Source organism: Arenicella chitinivorans, assembly GCF_014651515.1.
GTDB lineage: Bacteria > Pseudomonadota > Gammaproteobacteria > Arenicellales > Arenicellaceae > Arenicella > Arenicella chitinivorans.
Genome location: NZ_BMXA01000001.1, coordinates 200,444 through 217,822, shown reverse-complemented (window position 1 = coordinate 217,822; position 17,379 = coordinate 200,444). Strand labels below are relative to the sequence as shown.

The following is a 17,379-nucleotide window of genomic DNA, read 5'->3' as shown; positions in this document are numbered from 1 at the left end:
GGCGCTCGAAGAGGACCTCCGGTTGGTGCAGGCGAACTAGTGTACGCCGAAAATTTTGCGAAAATCCACCTGACCATGTTCGTCGACTACGGCGGCGCGATACCGCTGCATACCTTGCACCCAGCGATCCGGGTCATTAGCGCGATTCTGATAATACCCTGCCACCTCTGGGTGTGTCAGGATCATGAATCGCTCCTCGTCAATACCCTCTAAGATACGCTCAGCGCATTGCTCTGGCGTGATCACTCCCGGCAGATTCTGCTGCCGCTCAGCCTCCGAGATAGCTAGGATATTCGTGTTCACATATTGCGGGCAGACCACGGAGATTTTAACCCCTTGGTGACCATGTGCAATCGCAAGAGAATCAGCCAGTGATACTGCGGCATGCTTGGTGGCACTGTAGGCCGCGTCACCAATCTGGACTAACAAACCGGCTGCGGACGCAACATTAACTAAGTAGCCATCGCCACGCTCGATCATTTTAGGCAACAAGTTACGTGCCGCCCAGACATGCGCCATCACGTGTAATTCCCAGTTTTTCTGCCAAACCGCGTCATCAGCCGATGCGGCATGGCTCGGCTCACCGACGCCAAAACCCGCGTTCGAAACAAATAGGTCAATGGGTCCGACCGCGCCTTCAGCTTGCTCGATCAGCGCATCAATATTCAACGCGTTACTCACGTCGCATTGAACCGCATGCCCACCAATTTCACTCGCAAGTGACTGTGCCGCCTCCAGATTCAGATCAGAAACCACCACATTTGCGCCGCCAGCCGCAAGTGCACGACACAAAGCAGAACCAATCCCTCCAGCCGCGCCGGTGACGACAACACTTTTATTTTTTATTTTCATTCGGCGTTTATAACATCAAAATGTACGGTTGACTAACCCAATACATTTTCTCAACACGACTCAGACTATCCTAGGGGTCGACTTACTAAGTATCAATTCGCTCAGGATTCAATGTGCCAATGCCGGAACAAGACAATCAGCAAAAAACCAAAGTCATCATATACGGCGGCAACGGCTTTGTTGGTACCCATGTTGCCAAAGCCTTGGTGGAACGCGCTTGCGTGGTCTGCTTAAGTCGCAGTGGGCACAAACCCTTACACCTCAAAGATGAGGCATGGAGCGAACAGGTCCGTTGGTGTAAAGGTGATGCCGCTGATCCGGACGAAAAGTTACTTAGCACTGCGAATATCTTAATTTGCTTAGTCGGTGCGCCGCCTTTGCCAACATTTTCTGACCACGCCTATCAACAAGCCATACACCAGAATGGCATTACCAATCGCAACGCAATCGAAGCAGCCGCACGCGCAGGCATTCAACGCGTCATCCTACTGGGCGCCAAAATCCCTTGGCCAATGAACAATAGGTACTTTGGCTATGCAGAGGGCAAACGGCTTGCTTTCACAGCAGCGGAAGAATTCAGTCAACGTAACGATAGGCACTGTGCGATCGTCTTACAACCAGGCGTAATTTTTGGCACCCGACACAATACTGAAGGCCGCCAGATTCGCCTAGAACCCGTCATGAAACCATTTTCACGGGTATTCCCCGGGCACTTCGTGGCAGTTGAACGATTAGCCAACCGAATTGCTGACCTCGCTCTGGTATCCGCCGACACCCTTCCCAATTTCAGTGTTATCTCAAATCGAGCCATCTAGCAAATCAAGCCATTTCGCATTCTTAATCGAGCCGCGTATACTCGGGTGCAACACACGATCTAAGCACAATAACTCTCTATATCTTCGGAGGTCACTATGGATGTAAGAGCCGCTGTCGCACACGCAGCAGGTCAACCCTTAACCCTGGAAACAGTGCAGCTGGAAGGTCCGCAACCCGGTGAAGTATTGATCGAGGTCATGGCCACCGGCGTGTGCCATACTGATGCCTTTACGCTTTCAGGCGAAGACCCTGAAGGGGCATTCCCAGCGATTCTGGGGCACGAGGGCGCGGGCATCGTACGCGAAGTTGGACCCGGCGTGAAATCTCTCAAACCCGGCGACCACGTAATCCCCTTGTACACACCAGAATGTCGCGAATGTGATTACTGCTTGCACCCTAAAACCAATTTATGCCAAGCCATTCGCACTACTCAGGGTCAAGGCCTAATGCCTGATGGTACATCTCGATTCTCTCTGAACGGCAAGCCGATATTGCACTATATGGGCTGCTCAACGTTTGCCAATTTCACCGTTCTGCCAGAGATAGCGCTGGCCAAAGTTCGCTCAGATGCACCGTTCGACAAGATATGCTACATAGGGTGTGGTGTGACCACCGGCGTCGGCGCAGTGGTATTTGATGCCAAGGTCGAACCGGGGTCGAACGTCGTGGTGTTTGGTCTTGGTGGTATTGGCTTAAACGTTATTCAGGGAGCGCGCATGGTTGGTGCCAATAAGATTATCGGCATCGACCTCAATGAGAGCAAAGTTGGGATTGCACGTGAGTTTGGCATGACCGACTTTATCAATCCGAGTCAGACCGACGACCTGATAGAAGCGATCGCAGACCTCACCAATGGTGGTGCGGATTATTCGTTTGAGTGCATTGGTAACGTTAATACAATGCGTCAGGCACTGGAATGCTGTCATAAGGGCTGGGGCGAAAGCATCATCATTGGCGTGGCAGGTGCCGGCCAAGAAATTTCCACTCGCCCATTCCAACTGGTCACCGGTCGCGTGTGGCGTGGCACTGCATTTGGTGGTGCTAGAGGTCGCACCGACGTACCCAAAATCGTAGATTGGTATATGGACGGCAAAATCGACATCGATAAACTCATCACGCATAAAATGCCACTGGATGACATTAATGCAGCGTTCGATTTAATGCATGCAGGCGAGAGTATCCGCAGTGTGATTGAGTTCTGAGCTCAGTGATTACATCGTTGTAGACTTCCGGCCCAGACGGTTGGAAGTCTACGTTCTCGACAACCCGTCTACAAGGTCACTGCTAACACGTCGCAAGGCGATTGCTTCAAAAGATCTACTGCAGTCGAGCCGCTGAATAACAATGCTAAGCCGTGTCGACCGTGACTGCCGACGACAATTAGATCACTACCGTGTGCCTCCGCTTCAGAGTGCACTGCGCGGGCGATGTCGCCATCTTCAACCACTTTGGTTTCTACTTTCTCGATCGTCATGGCCGCGGCAATATCGACCAATCTGCGCCGCGCCAATTTCAGCGCCTCATCGTAATTTTCGGCCTCGGTATCGGGAATAATGCTGGCACCGCCCATGACACCTGGCGCCACCACTGGTGAAAACGGCTCCATCACATGAATCAGCATCACATCGGCATCAAACTGGGTAGCCAAGAGTTCTGCACGCCGACATACAGGTAGATATTCTTCATCATCCACAGCAACAAGAATCCGTGCATAAGACACTGCTTTGGGTTGGGCACTTTCGGACATAAGGACCTCGAATAAATTTAGCTGTTGCAGAGCAAGTTATTCTCAATAGCATACACCTGTCACAGAAAATTGCACAAGCCTGTCTGCAAACCAGCAACATTGACCGCTGCTTTCGCCCGTTGACCCAACCGAACAACACGGGACATGCACCAACAATGGTTGATTTAAACCATCAAAACTGGTGGATATGCCCCAAACAAATTTAAACCGCACGAATCACCTTGTGTGAAGGTTGGTTATCATCAATAGTTAGCGGCAATGTTAGGCAACAGAATTCAGTGTGCTATTTGGCATTTTTTTTGCTTATCTTTCTACGCAGACTGCAGCACCGACTGAGCACTGTAAACAGAGGCGCAACACCGAGGGGAACGCGCATCGACGATGAATAAAGAGAGCCGACGGCGAAACACAAAGATGCCCAGACTTTCAAACTAAATGAGGTAACATTATCGTGGGGATTAAGTTCAAGAGTCGCATAGAATCCGACAGTCTGGGTCGCGTCCGTGTTCCAGATGCCGCCTTGTACGGTGCACAAACGCAACGCGCTATCAATAATTTCAATATCAGTGACCTACGCTTTCCAGCCAGCTACATTCAAAGTTTAGCTTTGATTAAAAAAGTTGCCGCGCAGGTGAATGGTGAACTTGGCCTGCTCGATCCAGAGCGTGCTCGTGCTATCCAGTTCGCTGCCAGTCGAATTTTGGCGGGCAAACACTTGGATCAGTTCCCGATCGATATATTCCAGTCTGGTTCCGGCACCAGCACCAACATGAATATGAACGAAGTGGTGGCCAATCTGTGTCGGCGTGAATGGCAAATTGATGTACACCCAAACGACCACGTTAATATGGGCCAGAGCAGTAACGACGTCATTCCAACGGCGATCCAGGTTACCTGTGTGCAGCAAGTTCGCGACGCCCTACTCCCGTCTATCAGACAATTAATTGAGGCCATCGATCAGCGTGCCGCGCCGCTCAATTACGTTGCCAAAACTGGGCGCACGCACCTCATGGATGCCATGCCCATTACCCTAGGCCAGGAAATGTCAGCTTGGTCCGCGCAACTGCGCGCCAGCCGATTGGCGATCGATGACTTCATTGGCAACATGACTGAGTTGGCACAGGGTGGCACCGCGATCGGATCCGGCGTCAACACACACCCTGAATTCGCCACCCGATTTGCTGCCGCTATCAGCGATCACACTGATTACGACTTTACCGCCAGCGATAATTTTTTCCGCGCGATCAGCTCACAAGACCTGTCGGTTGCTCTGTCCGGTCATTTAAAAGTTTTGGCAGTGTGTCTGAATAAGATTTGCTCGGACCTGCGTTGGATGAACAGCGGGCCCCTGTCTGGGCTGGGTGAAATCGAGCTCGAGCCACTACAACCAGGCAGCAGCATCATGCCAGGCAAGGTGAACCCAGTTATTCCAGAAGCCGTGAGCATGGCCTGTGCGCAAGTAATCGGCAACGATGCAACCGTCACAACGGCTGGTCTATCCGGTAATTTTCAACTCAACACCATGTTGCCCGTCATCGCATACAACTTGTCTCAGAGCATCGAGCTTATGCAAAATGCCTGCACACATCTGGCGGAATTGGCCATTCGACGCCTTACTATTAAACTTGAAAACATTAAGAAGCCGCTCGCTGCGAACCCAATACTGGTAACTGCGTTGAATCCAAAAATCGGCTACGAAGCTGCGGCCGAGATCGCTAAGGCCGCATACGCCAGCGGGCGTCCGATTATCGATGTCGCGCAGGAACACACTGACTTAAGCAGAGAAGAATTAGAACAACTTCTCAATCCATTGAATTTGACGAATGTGTGAGGTGGGCCAGGCGGTGTGCTGGTTGCCAACTGTATTATTCAGGGCAACCAGCGCCCGTTTGCTGACCACTCTGATCGGTAAACTCCCGCCAGTGAACCCAACCTTTTGGGCAAAGGAAACCCCACTCACGTTGTTTAGGAAAAGTAAAAAACAGGGTGTAGGCAACACGACCTTCGAGTATTAGACGATGTGCGTATTCGGCTCTGCGGTATTTCGGAATAAATGGCCAAAGGCGTCTGACGCCGGTTGGCGTCGCTTCGTACAAGCGCCCCCACAACACCACACCGATTGAGCGCCACGGATGATCATGTAAGGCGCGATCATCGTCACTGCCATCGTATCGGTGCAGATACAAATTGTGCCGACCAGACTTGCGTCGTAGATGCCAGCGTCGCATGTAGCGCTCACCGATAATTTCGTCCGGTGAGCGCCATTTTATATTTATACCCACGAATATTCGCGTTAGCTTAGGCCTGTTTGGTTTCCTGGATCCAGCGCTTCACTTTGCGCTCGAGCAGGTTTAACGGTAGTGCACCACCGCCCAAAATCGTGTCATGGAACGCACGAATGTCGAACTTGTCACCCAGCGCATCCTCAGAAATCTTACGTAAACGCTGAATGTCTATCATGCCAATCTTATAGGCTGTGGCCTGCCCAGGAATGACCAGGTAGCGACGAATTTCTGCTTCAATTGCCTGCTGCGGTGCTGGTGAGTTGGCCGCAAAGAAATCAATCGCTTGCTGTTGAGACCACTTTTTATGGTGCATTCCAGTGTCTACCACCAAACGAATTGCACGCCAGATCTCACTCCCCAAGCGACCGAATTCAGAGTTCAGCGTAGTATACGTGTCGGGCATCTCCTTCGCTAAGGCTTCACTGTACAGTGCCCAGCCTTCGATATAGGCCGTGCTGCCGGCTTGGGTTCGGAACGTCGGGATATCCTTCAACTCCTGAGCAATGGAAATCTGCATGTGGTGACCAGGCAGACCTTCGTGATAGGCGATCACTTCCAACTCATTTTTCGGCATGGCTTTCATGTCCGACAAGTGTGCGTAGTAGATTCCTGGACGAGAACCGTCTGGTGTGCCAGGAAAATAATGCTGAGGTGCCCCATCTTGCTCACGGAATGACTCAACACGTTTTACGACCAGGTCAGCCTGCGGCAGAATTCCAAAGTAGTTTGGCAATTCCTTTTTGATGTTGTCGATTGCTGCTGTCGCCGCATCGATATAGCCTTGTCGACCTTCATCGGTGTTATCGAAGTAGTAACGCGAATTGTCTTTGCTGTCTCGAATGTGTGCAAAGTACTCCTGCAGTGTACCTTTGAAGCCATCTTGGTCCTTGATCGCTTCCATTTGGGCACGAATGCGCTCGACTTCCTTCAGACCCAACTCATGAATTTCATCCGCAGTCATATCCGTGGTAGTGATGGTCTTCAGTCGGTAGGCATAGAACGCATCGCCCTGTGGCAAGGCGTGCACACCTTGTGCAACGTCATCTGACTGTTTGATATCCTCAGTCAGGAACGTCACCAGGTTTTTATAGGCAGGCGCCAAACTCTCCAACAATGCGGCCTTAGCTTGCGCAGTTAACTCATCGGCACGCTTTTGAGTAATGGCCTCCTTCTCTACTAATGCGGCCACTTTGGCATTCACATCAGCCCAAAGCGATGACGCTGTATCACTGTCATCAAACGGTTTTCCGGTAATGATTGCTTTGGCTTCGTCGGTGACGATTTCATACGCGAAACGCGGCGGACGAACCCCTTCGCTCGCCGCGGTTTTAGCCTGTGAGATCAATTCATTCATGCCAGGCCCGATTGCACGCAGGCGCGACACATAGTCCACCATATCTTGCTCGCTATCGACCTTATGGAAATTAATCATAAAGGTCGGGATGAACGAGTGTACCCCATTCATTTGGTGAAACACGTAACCACGGCGCATGAAGGGCTTACTGGCCTCAGCCATTTGGTACTGGTGCTCCCAGAGATCATAAGAGAGCTGCGCGTCTGGCGTGAGTTTGTCGTAGTCAAACATGGCTTTCATTTCAGCCACCGTCTGCCCTTTCCAGTCGATTTGTTCGATCTGCGCTTTCTCAGTCAAATCATCCAACTCACCGTAACGCTCTTTACGTCCCTGGAATGTCAGGCCGATTGGACTTTTCATGAGCTCTTCTTCGTATTTAACTTCAAACCACTCATTGAGTTTTTCGGTTTCGGACTTTTCTTGCGCCGCAGGCGCACTGGCGGCAGTGCTTTGGGCCGTTGCGCTTACCTGCGTATCGGCTGCGGGCTGGGACTGTTCTGCATTGCCATCAGAGGCAAACAACAGACTTGAGAATAAAACAAGGTAAAGGGGACGCATAAATGAGCCTCTCAGGCAGAATGTTTGGTTAATTGTGGTTCGATCATAGCCGTATGCAAAATAAGGATGCAAGTCTAAGCGGAAGCGTTGCGCATAGTGTAAATGTTTTGGAAAAACTGCGCGTTCTTTTCCTTACCCGGCATTTTTTTGTAACTGTCGCGCACCATCTGTAACGATAGATTGATCAGATCATCGTCGGCATCACGTTTATGAAAGTCCTGCAGCATGTCAATGACATAGGGATACTGCCCCAAGTCGAACAAACTGCGTGCGACGGTCATACACCGCTCAGCGTCATCAAGCTGATACGCAGGAACACGTTTCTTGAGCATCATGTAGCTGTCAGCTAACTCATCATCATGCCGCATTAGTGCTAGTTTATCGAAATACTTCGGCGCGAAGGATTCGAGTTCTTTAAAGGATCTGCCAGTACACATCAGCTTGAAACATCGACCCCACTGCCATAGCTGTGAGTTTGATGCGGCCACCTGCTGCTTGGCAAGCTCAATCGCAGCCGGATAGTCTCCAGACTTAATCAACACTTCGAGCTTCGCATTAAGCCAATCAACATCATCTCGAATATCCGGCGCAGTGATATTGTTCTGCCCTTCAAACCCCAATTTGTAACGGTTTTGATACACCAGATACCCGAGAATGTGAAAAGTCACTATGCCGTAATAATTTGAGATGATTGATTGCGCAAAGATCGAGAGTGAGGCTAATCGTTCACTAAAAATGAACGAGCTGAGCAGGCCGACGGAACCTAACATAATGAAGAGAAATAGCAGCATCACAAAGTAGGAAGTTCCGGTGGCGCTCACCACCGACATTAAGCGCTGCGGATTGATCGCGGGAAAAAAATCACCTTCGATTGCAATCACTAAGATTGCGGCTGGTAGCGTTACCATGTAGAAGAATGTGGCCAAAATACCCAGACCAACGCCAAATGAGGCAAATATTTTAGCGGTCGTAAAAGTCGCAAACACCACTACGAACACCACGCTGATCACGGGTTTTATGGACCCTTGAAAACACGCTTCGACCCCAGGCGCCTGCATATTGCCATGCGCTGTTTCCCGGAGACAGGCAAAGCTATACAGCGAGATCGCGATTTCAGGCAGCAAACTCAACAGACCTAACTGAGAAAAACTGGCCGCCAGAAACGAGGTAGCAAACAGCACAATGAGCGCGGACACGCTCAGAGGGTACAAATAAACATCACCCAAACGTCGCCAAAAAGGCTCGACCTCAGATTCCGCTTTCAGGTTTAAAAGACTGAATCCACAGATGAAACAGGCGTACTCAGCTGAAGGGTTATGCCGCAATGCAGACTCATCGGAGCACGCGTCACAATAATTATGGTCACAGTTCTCACAAGTGCGAATTGCTGTTTTTAACGGATGATAGGTGCAGTGCGTCATGCTGGTGCCCCCGGTGCCGCCATCAACCCCCGCGCCTGCTTATCGTAATGACGGGTTTTCTCTTCACGGCCAAGTTTTTGAAAATGGATGGCTATTCGCCGCGCCAGGGTGGCGATTTCCAACTCTCTCCCAGCCTCTGACTCCAATTCGGCGTAGATTGCTTCTGACAAGTCAGGTCGACCTAACTCCAAGCCTTTACCCAATAGATAAGCCTTTTGCTCAAACGACAACGTATTTTTCACTTCGGGTTTCATGCGACGCCACATCCTCAATTGCGCAATGAGAATCCGTTTACTGTTGCCGGCTTTGCCGATTCGCTGAATTAGATAGTCCCCGATTTTGGGGCCGGTTAACGCGCTGAATATATTAAACTCGATTTCGTTTAACTCTGGGTTGTTGGGGTCGGATTGCTTTAAAGGCTTAAGTAAAGCGTACGCTTGCTTAAACTCACACTGGCCAAGATGATTGTAGATTGACTGTAGACTACGTAAGCGCGGGTCGACGTTGGTCTCCGGCTCGGCAAGATACTCATCATCGATCACACTCGACTGCAGTTTCCGCTGCACGTAAACCAAGGCCGCCCCAGTTAGAAATCCACCAACGTGTGCCATATAAGCGACATTGGAGCCCTCGCTGAAAAGCAGCATAAAAAGCTCTTTGACTATGTAAGCCGGCAACATAATAATTGCTGCGGCGCGGAAGTAACCGGTGAACACAAACAACCAGTAAAAAAACTCGATCTTCCGCATTCCGAATAGCACCACGTACATCGCCATGACGCCGGAAATTGCACCTGACGCGCCGATCAATCCGGGGCTTAGCGAGCCTGACATAGTTTCGATGCCGGAAAACAGCAACCCAGACCCGATGCCGGAAATAAGATAAAACGCCAGAAATCGCTTACTGCCCAAGGCTGCTTCCACGGCGAACCCGGTTAGTAATAAGAACACCATATTCCCCAACAGGTGATCAATACCGCCATGCAGAAACAAGTGCGTGATCAGCGTTAACGGCGTGATGTTATTGGGGTCAAGCCCAAACGCGTTAGAGCTGATCTTTGCGACTTCATCATTAATCTGCGCTCGAATCCGCTTCCATTTGGATCGTTTCTTGAGCGGAATATAGCGTTTCTGATGTTCGTCTAGAAATTGGGCAAACCGTTGGTCGCTTGCCATGCGCCAGACCAACGCCATGTCACTGCGGTCGACCTCATAGCTCGGGTCAACCTTGCGCATATAAGAACGAAAGGCATTAATTTCGAGCTCTTCAAGTTCATAGGACTCGTACAAGGAGACCGCCTCGGTCACATGCTCTATATCACTAGACTGATAGAACGCAAAAATAAGGATGTTCAGGACGACAATCGAGAGCAGCACTATTGGCGGGCGCTTCCAATCAATCCTTTTTTCAACCGGCACAATAATCATGCGAGCAACTGGGATCCCAACGGTTTGATGAGTTTTGCGTAAGCTGTACTTAGCAGGGTAACGCCCAATGTTAGCGTATGCGAGCAGTGTCGTACAGAGGCTTGAAAAATCCTTATCATTGCAGCCGGCACAACCGTCTGTGTAGCGTTCGGCGCCGCCCCATTGCGACCTAGGCGGTAAGCCTAGCGGGTTACCGCCGCCAGGCCATAAAAACCGTACTAGGCAGCGTCGCTTACACCGCTGGAGGGCTTGAATCGCTGCTCTGCAATCTGTTCTGCCACTTCCGCCGTTGTCAAACCATCGGCGTCGCTGCGTTCAAAAATCTTATGCAAGGTATCGCCAATACCCTCGATTCTACTTCGGCACTCCGCCATAGGAAGGTCTTTGTACTGACGATATATTTCGATGATCCCGCCTGCATTTATAACAAAATCCGGTGCGTAAAGAATACCGCGCGCCTGCAACTGGGCACCATGTTCAGCGCGCGCCAGCTGATTGTTAGCGCCACCTGCAACGATGGTCGCCACAAGTTGAGGAATGGTGTCATCATTCAATATTGCCCCCATAGCGCACGGTGCAAACACGTCCGCAGGCACACGCATAATTTCATCAACAGACACCACTTTAGCGCCCAACGCTTCAGCTTTGGCCAAGTTTTGCGGATTAATATCGCACACAACACAGTCGGCGCCCGCTTCAATCAGCAGCTTGATCAAGTAACGACCCACCGCACCCGCACCCTGCACTGCAACGGTGACCCCGGTTAGACTGTCTTGGTGAAGTTTGTAGTTGACCGCAGAGCGGATGCCACAGAAGATCCCATAGGCAGTTAATGGCGACGGATCACCACCAAACTCCTGTTCTGCATTTACACCCAAAACATGGTTGGTTTGCTCAGCGATTAAGCGCAGATCGTCTACACAGGTACCGGAGTCTTCTGCCGTTACGTACACGCCGTTCAGCGAATCGATAAACTCACCCATTTTATGGAACAAAGCGGTGGATTTGTCTTTCGCTGGGTCACCGATAATGACGGCCTTGCCACCACCCATCGGTAATCCAGCCAAGGCGGACTTGTAGGTCATACCGCGACTCAAACGCAACACATCCTCGAGCGCCTGTGCGTCAGTGGCATAAGGATACATCCGACATCCGCCGACCGCCGGTCCCAACTTGGTGTTATGCACCGCAATAATCGCGCGCAGACCACTAACCGGATCGTCTATCTTTGCGACGTGCTCGTGGTGGTCAAACGATGGAGATTCACTCGCCTTCATTGCTAAAACCCTCTTAAAATCTCTTAAACTAGAATCTGGTTAAATATGCAAAGCTTTGCCAAGTGCGCGCAATGCCGCTTCTTGCAAACCTTCTGATTGTGTTGGATGCGCATGAATGGTGGCACCGATGTCGGCCAGAGTAGCCCCCATTTCAATTGCCAGTGAAAACGCGGCAGACAGCTCAGACACGCCAACACCAACCGCCTGAATACCAACCACGGCGTCATCAGACGCGCGCGCGACAACGCGAACGAAACCATCTTCTCGCTCCGTGGTCATGGCGCGACCGTTTGCTGCGAACGGAAATTCGCCAACTTTTGCGTCTTTAACCTCATGTGGCAATAAGCCACAACTCACGATCTCGGGATCGGTAAAACAGACAGCCGGAATACAGCGCTTGTCCCAACTGACTTTATGCCCGGCAATACGCTCGGCCACCATTTCACCCTGAGCCATCGCTCGATGCGCGAGCATCGGCTCACCGGTCACATCACCGATCGCGTAGATACCACGCATCGACGTCTGGCAGGCGTCATTTACATCAATGAACGGGCCGTTCATCGACAGCATCAATTCATCAACACCAACCGTATCTAAATTGGGACGGCGGCCGACGGTCACTAACACGTTCTCGGCCGACACGTCACCACGGTCTGTGTGCAGAACCCCATCTGCGTAGTTCTCGGCCTTCGTGTTCAACATGACGGACACACCCAAGGTGCTCAAGTGTTTAGCCACGGGCTTGGTCAGAGCAGAGTCGTAGAGCGGTAAAATACGATCCGCCGCTTCGACCACCGTAACTTGGCTGCCTAGCTTGGCAAACGCTGAACCTATTTCCAATCCGATGTAACCACCACCAACCACCGCCAATGCCTTTGGAACCTCAGACAGTGACAATGCGTCAGTCGATGACAAAATAGTCTTGCCAAACGGCAAAAATGGTAACTCAATCGGGCTGGAACCTGTCGCAATGACAATGTTCTCAGCACGAATCGTATGCTCTTCATCGTCTCCGCTTACTGTGACAGTCTTACCATCGACAAAGTGCGCTGAACCGCGAATCGAACGGACTTTTGCCTTTTTAAGCAAACCAGCCACGCCGTTGTTAAGACGCTCAACAATACCGTCTTTCCAGGCCACTGTTTTACCCAAATCGATCTCAGGTCTACCAAGTGAAATCCCCAGTGGGCCACTCGAAGCGTGTGTCATACGGTAAAATTCGTCCGCGGCGTGAATCAGCGCTTTAGATGGTATACAGCCCACATTCAGGCAAGTGCCACCATGCGCCTGCGGATCAACAATGACGGTGTCCACACCCAGTTGACCGGCACGAATCGCGCACACATAGCCACCAGGACCGGCACCAATCACAAGTAATTTAGTTTTAATATCAGCCATTTAACTCTCCACGAACAACATTGCAGGTGACTCCAACAGGGTTTTGAGCTTTTGCACAAACACCGCTGCATCCCAACCATCAATCACACGGTGATCGAAGGAGCAAGAGATATTCATCATCTTGCAAGGTTGAAATTGTTGTCCATCCCACATCGGGCGAATCTGCATTTTATTGACGCCAACAATAGCGACTTCAGGATGATTGATGATCGGCGTCGTCGCGATCGCACCCATCGCACCGAGTGAGGTAATGGTGATCGTACCGCCAGTCAGGTCTTCCAATCGGATTGTCCCGGCCCGCGCTGCATCCGCTAGGTCTGAGACTCGTTGCGCGTTCTGCCACAAGTTCGCAGCCTCGGCATGCTGTACTACGGTTACATTTAGACCGTTATCCGTTTGCGTAGCAATCCCAATATTCACCGCACCGTATTGATGAATCACGCCTGCGTCGTCATCAAACCGTGCATTTAATTCCGGCTGTTCACGAACCGCTTCCACAATGGCACGCATCAAAAATGGCAGCAGCGTCAGCTTCGGCCGCGCACCAGCGTGTTTTTTGTTTAAGGCTAAGCGCAACTCTTCCAATTCAGTCATGTCGATCTCTTCGACAATCGTGATGTGCGGAATGCGTGATTTGGAAAGCGACATCTTCTCAGCGATCTTGCGTCGCATACCGATGACTTTGACTTCTTTTACGCTATTATTTTTCACGTGCGCGCCCGGCGCTACCGGGGTCGCACCACCGCTTTCAATAAAGTCGCTCAAGTCTTGGTGACTGATGCGCCCCGCTGGCCCAGTTCCGGGTACAGAACGCAGATCCACCCCTTCTTCGCGCGCGCGTGCACGGACAGACGGTGCGGCCAGTGGTTTTGCGCCAGACACGCGAGTTGTCATTGGACGCTTGGACGCAACTGGTTTCGGCGCGGTTTGTTTCGCCTCTTCGTTTTCGGCAACCGGTGTTGGCGAAGTCGCTGGTTCGTCGGCATCGTCCACCGTGGCCTCGGCTGCCGTCACCACGTCTGCCAGACTGTCATTACCGTCACCGGCCACTTCCAACTGAATCAGTTTTGCGCCAACAGCGATTAAATCACCGATTTCACCACCCAGCCAGACCACTTTGCCAGCTACCGCACTCGGCACTTCGACTGCCGCTTTGTCGGTCATCACGGCCGCCACCACGTCGTCTTCCTCAATCTGATCGCCAATAGACACATGCCACTCGACCAGTTCAGCTTCTGCAATACCTTCACCAACGTCAGGTAATCGAATTGTATGAATACCCATGACTACTCCTCCATCAACTGATGTAATGCCGCAATAACACGCGCTGGCCCAGGAAAATAATCCCACTCCTGCGCGTGCGGGTAAGGCGTATCCCATCCTGTCACCCGAATAATTGGCGACTCCAAATGATAAAAGCACGCCTCTTGCACCTGAGACATAAGCTCGGCACCGAATCCACCTGTTTTGGTCGCTTCATGCACGATCAAACAACGACCGGTTTTCTTGACTGACTCAGTGATGGTGTCAATGTCCAATGGCAATAAGGTGCGTAAATCAATCACCTCTGCGTCGATGCCGGACTCTTCAGCCGCCGCTTCCGCGACGTACACCATGGTGCCGTAAGCCAGAACAGTAACGGCCTCACCGTCGCGACGAATGGCTGCCTTACCAAGCGGCGTCACATAGTAGTCGTCGTCCACCTCACCCAAGTCGTGCTTTTTCCACGGCACGATTGGCTGATCGTGATGACCATCAAACGGTCCGTTATATAAACGCTTGGGTTCCAGAAAAATCACTGGGTCCGGATCCTCAATTGCTGCCAATAACAAGCCTTTGGCATCTTGCGGATTGGATGGCATGACGGTTTTCAAGCCACACACATGGGTGAAGAATGCTTCCGGCGACTGGCTGTGCGTCTGGCCACCGAAAATACCACCGCCGGTCGGCATCCGAATCACCAGCGGACAGGTAAAGTCGCCCGCTGAACGGTAGCGTAACCGCGCTGCTTCGGATGCAATTTGGTCGATAGCTGGGTACACGTAATCCGCGAACTGAATTTCGACCACTGGATGCAAGCCGTAAGACGCCATGCCCACCGCAGCACCAACAATACCCAGCTCACTGATCGGCGCATCAAAACAACGCGTTTTACCGTACTTTTTCTGCAATCCCGCCGTACAACGAAACACACCACCAAAATAGCCAACGTCTTCGCCGAACACTACCACCCGTTCGTCGCGAGCCATCGCCACATCGTGCGCATCACGAATGGCCTCAATCATGGTCATTCTGCTCATACTAGTACCCCGCTTCCTGACGTTGCTTCACCAAGTGCGGTGGCATGGTTTCATACACACCTTCAAACATATCGCGCGGTGACGGCAGCTTACCGGCCCCCAATGTCCCATTGGCCTCGGCTTCTTTCTGTGCGGCGATCACCTCGGCACGAATTTCGGCTTCCGCCGCCTCGTGCTGTGCATCGCTCCATACACCTTCGTGAATCAGATGTTGTTTCAGGCGCTCAATCGGGTCGCCCAGAGGCCAAGCATCACTCTCTTCTTTAGCGCGGTAGGCTGAAGGATCGTCCGATGAGGAATGCCCGCCTTTGCGGTAGGTAACATGCTCAATCAACGTTGGGCCATGGCCGGCACGGGCGCGCTCTGATGCCCATTTTGCTACCGCATGGACTGCCAGATAGTCGTTACCATCAACTCGCACGGCTGGGATACCAAAGCCGTGTCCACGCGCCGCAAACGTACCGACACCGCCGCGTGCGATGCCTTGGAAGGTCGAGATCGCCCATTGATTGTTGACGATATTCAAGACCACCGGCGCGTTATACGTGGAGGCGAACACCAGCGCGGCATGAAAATCACTCTCAGCGGTGGACCCATCGCCGATCCAGCCAGTCGCAATTCGGGTATCACCAGAAATAGCCGATGCCATGGCCCAACCAACGGACTGCATAAACTGGGTTCCCAGATTACCTGAGATACTGAAAAAACCATGTTCCTTGGATGAATACATGATTGGCAGTTGGCGTCCGTGCAATGGGTCTTTCGAGTTAGAATAGATTTGATTCATCATCTCGACCATCGGGTAGCCACCAGCAATCAATAAGCCTGCCTGACGATAGGTCGGAAAATTCATATCCCCTTTTTCCAACGCCTTGCGAAACGCGCAGCTTACCGCTTCCTCGCCGAGGTGTTGGATATAGAAACTGGTTTTGCCCTGGCGCTGCGCATTCATCATGCGCTCGTCAAAGATGCGCAGGGTGAGCATGTGGCGCAGGCCTTTGATCAACTCATCGTGCGACAAGGTACCCGCCCAAGGGCCAACGGCATCACCATCCGCGTTGAGCACGCGGATAATCGAAAACGCCATCTCGCGAATCGCATTCGGGTCAACATCCAACGATGGACGATCAACTTCGCCCGCCTTGGGAATGACAAAGTCGGAAAAATCTGGTTCGTCACCCGGCCGACAACCCGGCTCAGGCACACGTAGGTGTAAGGGAGCAGTCTTACTCAATGTATTCTCCTTCAGTCACGCTGGTTCGTGGAATGGCACAACAACGAGTGCGTGATGTTGTTAGCCTAGCGTTCTTGGTTAAGGCATTGTGAGCCACCAGACTCCAACCCCTTTAAAATTATTATGCACCGAATTATATCGATGACATTGTGCATTTTTTATGCTTTGATACCCAAAGAAGCAGACTTTATGGTCTAGAATAGACCCTAAAAGCAATATTTTGGAATAGAAATGATCGATTTGAGTCCACAGGACATAACAATCCTCGAATTACTACAGGAAAATGCTGATCGCAGTTCTGCTGACATAGCGGAACAACTCAATATGAGCCAGTCACCATGTTGGCGGCGAATCAACAGATTGGAACAGGAGGGCGTAATCGAAAAGAAAGTAGCGCTAGTGAATCGCGACGCACTCGGCATGGACCTCGTGGCATTTACCACCATCAACCTAAGCCAGGCTGGGCGGCAAAATATGGAGATGTTCGAAGCTGCCGTAGCCAAGCTGGATGAGGTGGTCGAATGCTACACCATGACCGGCGCCTGGGATTACATGCTAAAAGTGGTCGTGAGGGACATTCGCCACTATGAAATTTTTGTGCGCAATCACCTACTGGTAAAAGTACCCAATATCGGCGAAATACACTCTCATATGGCGGTAACGGAGATTAAAAACACCACCGAGTTACCGTTGCACACCCAACTGTGACC

The 17,379-nt window shown here is 51.5% G+C and carries 15 protein-coding genes; 4 read left to right on the top strand and 11 right to left on the bottom strand.

The window, feature by feature from the left end:
- Positions 1–36: 36 nt before the first annotated feature.
- On the bottom strand, positions 37–852 hold the full coding sequence (locus IE055_RS01060) for an SDR family NAD(P)-dependent oxidoreductase (RefSeq protein WP_189398154.1): 816 nt from the start codon (positions 850–852) through the stop codon (positions 37–39).
- Between the two features lie 119 nt (positions 853–971).
- Between IE055_RS01060 and IE055_RS01055 the strand changes: the two genes are divergently transcribed.
- Positions 972–1,667 carry an SDR family oxidoreductase gene (locus IE055_RS01055; protein WP_189398153.1) on the top strand — a complete coding sequence of 232 codons (696 nt, stop codon included), beginning with the start codon at positions 972–974 and terminating at the stop codon, positions 1,665–1,667.
- Positions 1,668–1,763: 96 nt separating this feature from the next.
- Positions 1,764–2,870 carry an S-(hydroxymethyl)glutathione dehydrogenase/class III alcohol dehydrogenase gene (locus IE055_RS01050; RefSeq protein ID WP_189398152.1) on the top strand — a complete coding sequence of 369 codons (1,107 nt, stop codon included), beginning with the start codon at positions 1,764–1,766 and terminating at the stop codon, positions 2,868–2,870.
- Between the two features lie 68 nt (positions 2,871–2,938).
- Here the strand turns inward: IE055_RS01050 and IE055_RS01045 are convergent, their stop codons facing one another.
- A complete protein-coding gene (locus tag IE055_RS01045; protein ID WP_189398151.1) occupies positions 2,939–3,415 on the bottom strand; it encodes a universal stress protein in 477 nt (158 codons plus the stop codon).
- A gap of 457 nt (positions 3,416–3,872) precedes the next feature.
- Between IE055_RS01045 and IE055_RS01040 the strand changes: the two genes are divergently transcribed.
- Positions 3,873–5,246, top strand: coding sequence for a class II fumarate hydratase (locus IE055_RS01040; protein ID WP_189398901.1), 1,374 nt, complete (start codon positions 3,873–3,875; stop codon positions 5,244–5,246).
- 34 nt (positions 5,247–5,280) lie between these two features.
- Here IE055_RS01040 and IE055_RS01035 read toward each other — a convergent pair whose 3' ends face one another.
- The 9 genes from IE055_RS01035 to IE055_RS00995 form a co-directional block, all read right to left on the bottom strand.
- Positions 5,281–5,697: a hypothetical protein gene (locus tag IE055_RS01035; RefSeq protein WP_229794062.1), complete on the bottom strand. Its 417-nt coding sequence runs from the start codon at positions 5,695–5,697 to the stop codon at positions 5,281–5,283.
- Positions 5,698–5,713: 16 nt separating this feature from the next.
- On the bottom strand, positions 5,714–7,612 hold the full coding sequence (locus tag IE055_RS01030) for a DUF885 domain-containing protein (RefSeq protein WP_189398150.1): 1,899 nt from the start codon (positions 7,610–7,612) through the stop codon (positions 5,714–5,716).
- 74 nt (positions 7,613–7,686) lie between these two features.
- Complete coding sequence (locus tag IE055_RS01025) at positions 7,687–9,033, bottom strand: DUF4013 domain-containing protein (protein ID WP_189398149.1); 1,347 nt, start codon at positions 9,031–9,033, stop codon at positions 7,687–7,689.
- On the bottom strand, positions 9,030–10,460 hold the full coding sequence (locus IE055_RS01020) for a rhomboid family intramembrane serine protease (protein ID WP_189398148.1): 1,431 nt from the start codon (positions 10,458–10,460) through the stop codon (positions 9,030–9,032). The genes IE055_RS01025 and IE055_RS01020 overlap by 4 nt, the downstream gene beginning before the upstream one ends.
- A gap of 218 nt (positions 10,461–10,678) precedes the next feature.
- Positions 10,679–11,737 (bottom strand): Glu/Leu/Phe/Val family dehydrogenase, encoded by a 1,059-nt coding sequence (locus tag IE055_RS01015; protein ID WP_189398147.1) that lies wholly within the window; start codon positions 11,735–11,737, stop codon positions 10,679–10,681.
- Positions 11,738–11,776: 39 nt separating this feature from the next.
- Positions 11,777–13,135, bottom strand: coding sequence for a dihydrolipoyl dehydrogenase (gene lpdA, locus IE055_RS01010; RefSeq protein ID WP_189398146.1), 1,359 nt, complete (start codon positions 13,133–13,135; stop codon positions 11,777–11,779).
- Entirely contained in the window at positions 13,136–14,419 is a 1,284-nt protein-coding gene (locus tag IE055_RS01005) for a dihydrolipoamide acetyltransferase family protein (RefSeq protein WP_189398145.1), read from the bottom strand.
- Between the two features lie 2 nt (positions 14,420–14,421).
- Positions 14,422–15,435 (bottom strand): alpha-ketoacid dehydrogenase subunit beta, encoded by a 1,014-nt coding sequence (locus IE055_RS01000; protein ID WP_189398144.1) that lies wholly within the window; start codon positions 15,433–15,435, stop codon positions 14,422–14,424.
- A gap of 1 nt (position 15,436) precedes the next feature.
- Positions 15,437–16,669 (bottom strand): 3-methyl-2-oxobutanoate dehydrogenase (2-methylpropanoyl-transferring) subunit alpha, encoded by a 1,233-nt coding sequence (locus tag IE055_RS00995; protein WP_189398143.1) that lies wholly within the window; start codon positions 16,667–16,669, stop codon positions 15,437–15,439.
- A gap of 231 nt (positions 16,670–16,900) precedes the next feature.
- On the opposite strand from IE055_RS00995, the gene IE055_RS00990 reads away from it, so the two are divergent.
- Entirely contained in the window at positions 16,901–17,377 is a 477-nt protein-coding gene (locus IE055_RS00990) for an Lrp/AsnC family transcriptional regulator (protein ID WP_189398142.1), read from the top strand.
- Positions 17,378–17,379: the final 2 nt, after the last annotated feature.